This window comes from Hydrogenophaga sp. T2, assembly GCF_049843535.1.
GTDB lineage: Bacteria > Pseudomonadota > Gammaproteobacteria > Burkholderiales > Burkholderiaceae_C > Hydrogenophaga > Hydrogenophaga crocea.
Genome location: NZ_JBBHZJ010000014.1, coordinates 1 through 6,602, shown reverse-complemented (window position 1 = coordinate 6,602; position 6,602 = coordinate 1). Strand labels below are relative to the sequence as shown.

Sequence of the window (6,602 nt, the reverse complement as noted above, 5' to 3'; positions counted from 1 at the left end):
TCCCCCTGCGGTTCCCCCTGCGGTTCCCCCTGCGGTTCCCCCTGCGGTTCCCCCTGCGGTTCCGCCCTTCGGGGGAACCGCAGGCTCACTGACTATCCGCTCTCCCCCGTCACCTCGAGGCCAAGCTATCCGAAGCGAGCCAAGAATGTCAGCGAAACATAGGAGCCGCGGCGGACGAGACCGACGAATGGGGGAGAACGAGCGAAAAGGATGGCCGGAGATCGGACCATTGATCCTGAGGATCAATGGTGGCAGCCGAGGTGCATGCCAGGAACAAGTCTGATCCGGACAAAGGCGCCCCTAACCCAACCCTCATGCATCAGAGAGGAAGGCTTCTTGGCTCGATTTTTTGGCCCTGTGAGGCATCTTGAGAAAAGTGGTGATACCTGGTTACCAGCGGATCAAGATAGCCCGCCACCATCGAACTCAAAGATCAAAATTTTTGCGGTGCTGCACAAAAATGCGTCCTCAGCAAAAGCGTGGACACGGGGTACCGCTTGCACACTCAAACAGGCAAATTTCCTTTTTTGCGCGCGCGCCCGCGTGCGCGCGCTTTTCTTTTAAAGGTCTGCAACAGACCATACGTTTACGCTCACTAACTTCTGCCTGAGAAGGGTTCAGTCGTGCCTACCCCCACCGCCAGCGAGTCTGGAGCCCCTGCAACGCAGGGGCTTTTTTGTTGGGCGAACGCGAGGCGGGGCGCGGGGTTGCGGGGGGCTGGGAGATTTCTCTTGGCTCTCAAAAGTACCGGGAGCAGCACTCGTGGGCGGGCCACGAGGGGTTTTCTCTCAAACCCGCGATTCGGCCGATCCCGATAGGGCGCAGTCGCCACATCTCCCAGCGATGTGGTCAAGCGCATGAGTCGCGGCTAGTTCGACAACAGAACCGTGGACAAGGCAGCCCAATAAATCCGTTGCCTTAGGTCACGGGGCGTGCCAGATCGCTGAAGCTAGGGCCGCACGCCAAAGGCTGCACTGCAGCGGTTGCTGCTTGTTGATCTGCTGCGCTGAATGTGCGCTCTGCGCCACGTTGCGGTCGTTCGTCATCGATACGACTAGATCGACGACTCGCAGTTGGCTCGGTGAGGGCTAGACTGCCGCAGTCGGCCAGCAGCGGACTTCGAAAGTGATCGAAAAAGACGCCATGTTGAGTGTTATCGGTGTTGCCTTGATTGCCCTTGGCGTCGTAGCTGCACTTTTCGGGGATGCTCAGGTTTCAACCAGCCGCGGCACCATCTCACGCATGTTTCGGTGGAGCTCGGGCCAGGCTAGGAAGCAGAAGCTGGCTTGCGCTGCCTCCCGATATCTGTAGCGCGTAGGTCTAGAGTCCGATCAACCCGAGAAGGAGATCGGACCGATAAAGAAGCGATACACCGAAGAACAGATCATTGGCTTCCTGCGCGAAGCCGATGCCGGGCTACCGGTCAAGGAGCTGTTCAGCCAGCCCTCGTCGTGCGCGAACTCGGAAAACACCTCGTCGTTCTGGGCATAGACCTTCAGGCTCCCGAGCGCCAGAGACGCATGCCCGAGGTAGACCGTGAGGTGATCCAGCAGGCGAGCTTGCGGCTCATGAGGCAACTGCTGGGGGTTTTCAGGCGGCGCAACGACGTCGACCGTCGCCTGCTCAGGCGCAGCCACCACGGCCGGGCGCGGCGTCGAATGTCCGCTGCGGCCACGCCTGTCGCGGTACTGCCGATGCCGGATGGCCAGCAGCCGGTTGAACGCCCTCAGCAATCCGAGGTGCAGCGCGCCGCGCATAAGGATCCACAGAGAGACACCCGGGTCACCACGCTCGATGCGGCGAACCATGCTGATGGAGGTGTCAACCTGAGAAGCGAACTCGTGCTGGGTCCAGCCGCGGCGGCGCCGGGCTTGGTGAATGCAATTGGCGAGGTGTTTCTCAGCGCGGGCAATGGCGTGGCTAGCAGAGGTATTCATGGCGGCAAAGGGGTCTCAAGGAACCCTTGCCATTCTTGCGTCACGATCATTGGTCTGGCCTTGCCCATGCGGTACCGCGCCAAGAGCCTACCCAACCTCTGCCTCTAACCATCCCGGTGTATCTGGGCAACTTCGTTTCTACGCATGGCCCTCACAAAAGCCAGCTCCTTTTGTATCCAGCCTAAATGCCTTGAGCACATGAGCAAACAAGAACTCGGTCGTTGGCGTCCGGGCCCACGCCCACCAGAATGTGCAGACCCAACCCGAGAAGGAACCCAGCCATGACGCTTCGCCTTGGTGATATCGCCCCGGACTTCACACAGGACTCGACCCATGGTCCTATCCGCTTCCATGAGTGGGCGGGTGACCACTGGGTGGTTTTCTTTTCCCATCCGGCCGACTTCACGCCCGTCTGCACGACCGAACTCGGCCGCACCGCAGCACTGTCGAGCGAGTTTGCACGCCGCCATGTCAAGGCCATTGCGCTCAGCGTGGACACGCTAGCCTCGCATGCACAGTGGGTGCCCGACATCGAAAGCACGCAGGGCGCCACAGTCAACTTCCCGATCCTGGCCGACGCAGACCGGCGCATCGCCACGCTCTACGACATGATCCACCCGAACGCCTCGGCCAACGCCACGGTGCGCAGTGTGTTCATCATCGACCCGAAGAAGGTGATCCGAACCACCTTCACCTACCCTGCCAGCACAGGTCGAAACTTCGACGAGATCCTGCGCGTGATCGATTCGCTGCAGCTCACCGATGGGTACAAGGTGGCCACGCCGGTGGACTGGAAGGATGGCGACGACGTGGTGATCCTGCCCAGCCTGCAGGATGCGGCCGAGATTGCCGAGCGCTTCCCCAAGGGCTTTCGGGCTGTGCGGCCCTACCTGCGCCTGACGCCACAGCCGAACCGTTGAACCGGCCGGCGCCGACCCCGGCGGCGGGATCAGTTGACCGCCAGCAGAAAGCGGAACGTCGCTCCCCCGCCCTCCCCGTCGTCCAGCGCGATGTCGCTGCCGTGCAGCTGCAGGATGCGCCGCACGATCAGCAGACCCAGGCCGCCCGCCACCTCGGGGCCGTAGCGCCAGCCGTCGCGGGCCGCCGGCCGGGTGAACAGGACCGCCCGCAGGCCCTCCGGAACGCCCGGCCCCTGGTCCAGCACCGTCACCTCGACGGCCTGGTGGTGGTGACGCAAACGCACCGTGATCACGCCGCCCGCGGGCGAGTGCTGAATGGCGTTGTGCAGCAGGTTGGTCAGCACGCGTTCGATCATGCCGAGGTCGGCCTGGACCCTGGGCAGCGAGTCCGCGAGGTCGGCCACCAGCCGTTGCTGTCGCGCTTCGGCCGCGAGCTCGAACTTCTGGAACACATCCTGAACCAGCTCGGTGATCGAGAAGGTCTCGCGGTTCGGCTTGATGCCGCCGTGCTCCAGCCGCGCCAGCTCGAACAGCGACTGCGCCAGGGTCCCCACCTTGCGGCTCTGGCCCAGCGCGATGTCGAGGTAACGGCGCCGATCGGCCGGCGAGAGCGTGTCGTCCTTGAGCCGCAGCGTTTCCAGATAGCCGTGCAGCGACGTGAGGGGCGTGCGCAGGTCGTGCGAGATGTTGGCCACCATCTCGCGCCGCTCCTGGTCGCGCAGGCTCAGCGCCTGCCACTGCTCGACGATGCGCCGGGTCATTTGCGAGAAGGCGTGCCGCAGCTGGTGGATGTCGTCGTGGGGCGGCCCCTCGCCCGTCGGGATCGGTTGCGGCGGCACCGCGCCACCGTCCTTGGTTTCAAAGCCCCGCACGTCGGCGGTCAGTTCGCGCAGTGGCCGCGTGATCCAGCGCAAGGCGATGAAGGCGGTGACCAGACCCAGCGCGATCACCAGCAGCATCGACCACAGGGTGGCGCGCAACACGCCATCGCCGATGAGCTCGCGCACCAGGTTCTCGTGCGCCTCGCCGATCAGCACCACGTACACCCAGCCGTGGACGCGGCCATCGCTGATCAGCGGGGCGGCGCTGAACACCTTGCGGGCCTGCGCGCTTCGGGGGTCGTCGCCCAGCACGGGCAGGCGGGCGCCGTCCCACAGCGCCTGCAGGGGCTGCACATCCACCCGCTCGCGGCGCAGCCGGCCGGGCGCGGCGGCATGGGCCGCGATGCGGCCGTCGGCGTGCAACAGGTAGACCTCGACGCTGGGGTTGACCTGCATCAGCATGCCGAAGAGGCCATTCACCGCGTTCGCATCGAAGCCGTCGGGCGACAGCACGCGCTGGTTGTTGTCCGCGATCTGGCGCGCCAGGTTCAGCGACAGCCGCTGGATGGCCTCTTGCGCCTGCAGGTCGCCGGCGCGCATCTGCAGGGCCATCGAGGCCGCGCCGCAGACGATCAGCAGCAGGGCCACCAGCGCGCTCAGGCGCTGCGTCAGCGACAGGCGCCGCCTCATCCCGCCGACTCCCGGGGGTTGCCGAACTTGTAGCCCCGTCCCCAAACCGTGAGGATGCGCGCGGGACGGGCGGGGTCGGTCTCGATCTTCAAGCGCAGGCGGTTGATGTGCGTGTTGACCGTGTGCTCGTAGCCCTCGTGCCGGTAGCCCCAGACCTGGTTGAGCAGTTCGATGCGGGAAAACACCTTGCCCGGGTGGCGCGCAAAGAAGTGCAGCAGGTCGAACTCGCGCGGGGTGAGGTCGACCGGACGGCCCTCCAGGTGCAGCTCGCGCGCCAGCGGGTCGATGCGCAGGCCATCGATCTCGAGCGTGCCGGCCTCGAGCTTGGCGTTTCGCGCCAGGGCATCGGTGCGCCGCAGCAGCGCCCGCACCCGCGCAACGAGCTCGAGCACCGAGAACGGCTTGGCCAGGTAGTCGTCGGCCCCCAGCTCCAGCCCGAGGATGCGGTGGACTTCGCTCGACCGCGCGCTGGTGATGATGATGGGCGTGTAGCGCGCCATGGCCCGCGCGCGGCGGCAGATCTCCAGCCCGTCGACGCCGGGCAGCATCAGGTCGAGCACCAGCGCGTCCCAGTGGCCCCGCTCGAGCAGCGCCACCCCGGCATCGCCATCGGCGGCGTGCTCGACGGCAAAGCCCTCGTCGCCGAGGTGCATGCGAAGCAGGTCGGCGATGTGCACGTCGTCCTCGACGATGAGGATCCTTTTGGCGGCGGTCATGGGGCGGCATTGTCGGCGGTGACCGGGCGCCGGACACTTCACAGATTGTTGAAGGTTCGGCGAGGACTTGGGGAGCGCCGCGGGCGCACATTGCGGCCGGTGCCAAGGACGCCGATCGCGCCCCCCGCGCCGACCGTCTACCGCGCATCCCTCCCCCAACCCGTTCTGGAGCCAAGTCCATGCCATCACCGGCCATCCTTCTTGTCTCGGCCGCGGCCGCTTTGCTGAGCACCGCCGCCTCTGCCCAATCCCCCGCGGCGGCGCCCGTCGACCCCGCGTCCTTCCTCGACCAGTTCGAAGCCACCTTCGGCAAGTTCGAGGGCTATCGCCGCTCGGGTGCCAAGGGCATCTGCGCCGTGGGCGAGTTCGTGGGCACCGCCGAGGCGCGGGGTCTGTCGACGGCGTCGGTCTTCAGCGGCAGGCCAGTGCCCGCGGTGATCCGGTTCTCGGTCGGGGGCGCCAACCCGAAAGCGGCCGACAACACCAAGTCGCAGCGCAACCTTGCCATCCAGTTCGACCTGCCGGGCGGCGAGCAATGGCAGATGGGCAACATCTCGGCGCCGGTGTTCGGCGCGTCGTCGCCGCAGCAGTTCCTGGGCCGCCTGGCCTCGCTGCAGCCCGACCCGGCCACGAAGATGCCCGACCCGGCCAAGGTGAAGGCGTTTGCCGACGCGAACCCCGAGGTGCTGCTGCAAGGCCGCCACTTCGCGTCGCAGCCCGTGCCCGCCAGCTTCGGCGCGGTCAACTACTGGGGCGTGCACGCCTTCGGTTTCGTCAACGCCAGCGGCACCACGCAGTTCGGCAAATGGATCTTCGAGCCGGTGGGCGGCGTGCAAGGCCTGAGCGACGACGAGGCCAAGGCCAAAGGCCCGAGTTTCCTGTTCGACGACCTGCGGCAGCGGGTGAAGGACGGCAAGGTCGCGTTCAACTTCAACCTCGAGCTGGCCCAGCCCGGCGACAAGATCGACAGCGCCACGGTGCCGCTGCCCGAGGGCCGCAAGAAGGTCAACCTGGGCTTGCTCAAGGTGACCTCGGTGTCTGAGGACGCGGGTGGCGCCTGCCTGACGATCACCTACAACCCCATGGTCTACCCCAAGGGCATCCAGCCCTCGGCCGATCCGATGATCGCCGCGCGCGCCGCCCCGTACGCGGTGGGCCTGGGCCGCCGGCTGGGCGAGGGCGCGAAGCAGCAGTGACGGCCAGGCTCGGCGGGCCGCCGCGCGGGGGGCGGGCCGCCGGTGCGGCTCAGATCATTTGGTCATAAACAAGCAAAAAGGTATTCGTTCCCTCGGGGTGGCGTTGCCCGGAACATACCGGGCTCGCCGATCACGGCCCCCGCTGCCCCCGAAGGAACGACCCATGACCACCCGCCGCCACCTCCTGCACACCCTGGGCCTGAGCGCCCTTACGCTCACCGCCGGCCTGGGCCCAGCCCTGGCCCAGCCCGCCCCGGTCACGCTGCTCAACGTGAGCTACGACCCCACGCGCGAGCTCTACGTCGAGATCAACCAGGCCTTC

4 protein-coding genes and 2 pseudogenes are annotated in these 6,602 nt (G+C 66.2%); 3 read left to right on the top strand and 3 right to left on the bottom strand.

Annotated elements, in window-relative coordinates; genetic code table 11:
- Positions 1-1,769: 1,769 nt before the first annotated feature.
- Positions 1,770-1,937: pseudogene (locus tag WDZ95_RS22190) on the bottom strand (helix-turn-helix domain-containing protein); the annotation flags it as partial.
- A gap of 281 nt (positions 1,938-2,218) precedes the next feature.
- Here WDZ95_RS22190 and WDZ95_RS22185 point away from each other — a divergent pair.
- Positions 2,219-2,857 carry a peroxiredoxin gene (locus tag WDZ95_RS22185; RefSeq protein WP_287468567.1) on the top strand — a complete coding sequence of 213 codons (639 nt, stop codon included), beginning with the start codon at positions 2,219-2,221 and terminating at the stop codon, positions 2,855-2,857.
- A gap of 29 nt (positions 2,858-2,886) precedes the next feature.
- Here the strand turns inward: WDZ95_RS22185 and WDZ95_RS22180 are convergent, their stop codons facing one another.
- Positions 2,887-4,368: an ATP-binding protein gene (locus WDZ95_RS22180; protein ID WP_425781691.1), complete on the bottom strand. Its 1,482-nt coding sequence runs from the start codon at positions 4,366-4,368 to the stop codon at positions 2,887-2,889.
- On the bottom strand, positions 4,365-5,084 hold the full coding sequence (locus WDZ95_RS22175; RefSeq protein WP_425781689.1) for a response regulator transcription factor: 720 nt from the start codon (positions 5,082-5,084) through the stop codon (positions 4,365-4,367). Before WDZ95_RS22175 ends, WDZ95_RS22180 begins: the two co-directional genes overlap by 4 nt.
- 179 nt (positions 5,085-5,263) lie before the next feature.
- Between WDZ95_RS22175 and WDZ95_RS22170 the strand changes: the two genes are divergently transcribed.
- A complete protein-coding gene (locus tag WDZ95_RS22170) occupies positions 5,264-6,280 on the top strand; it encodes a catalase family peroxidase (RefSeq protein WP_287468564.1) in 1,017 nt (338 codons plus the stop codon).
- A 163-nt stretch (positions 6,281-6,443) separates the two neighbouring features.
- Positions 6,444-6,602, top strand: a pseudogene (locus WDZ95_RS22165) (sulfate transporter subunit); the annotation flags it as partial.

Bases quoted from the DNA above. Each gene is read 5' to 3' on its own strand.
- WDZ95_RS22185 (WP_287468567.1), top strand. From the start codon at position 2,219: ATGACGCTTCGCCTTGGTGATATCGCCCCGGACTTCACACAGGACTCG.
- WDZ95_RS22180 (WP_425781691.1), bottom strand. From the start codon at position 4,368: ATGAGGCGGCGCCTGTCGCTGACGCAGCGCCTGAGCGCGCTGGTGGCC.
- WDZ95_RS22175 (WP_425781689.1), bottom strand. From the start codon at position 5,084: ATGACCGCCGCCAAAAGGATCCTCATCGTCGAGGACGACGTGCACATC.
- WDZ95_RS22170 (WP_287468564.1), top strand. From the start codon at position 5,264: ATGCCATCACCGGCCATCCTTCTTGTCTCGGCCGCGGCCGCTTTGCTG.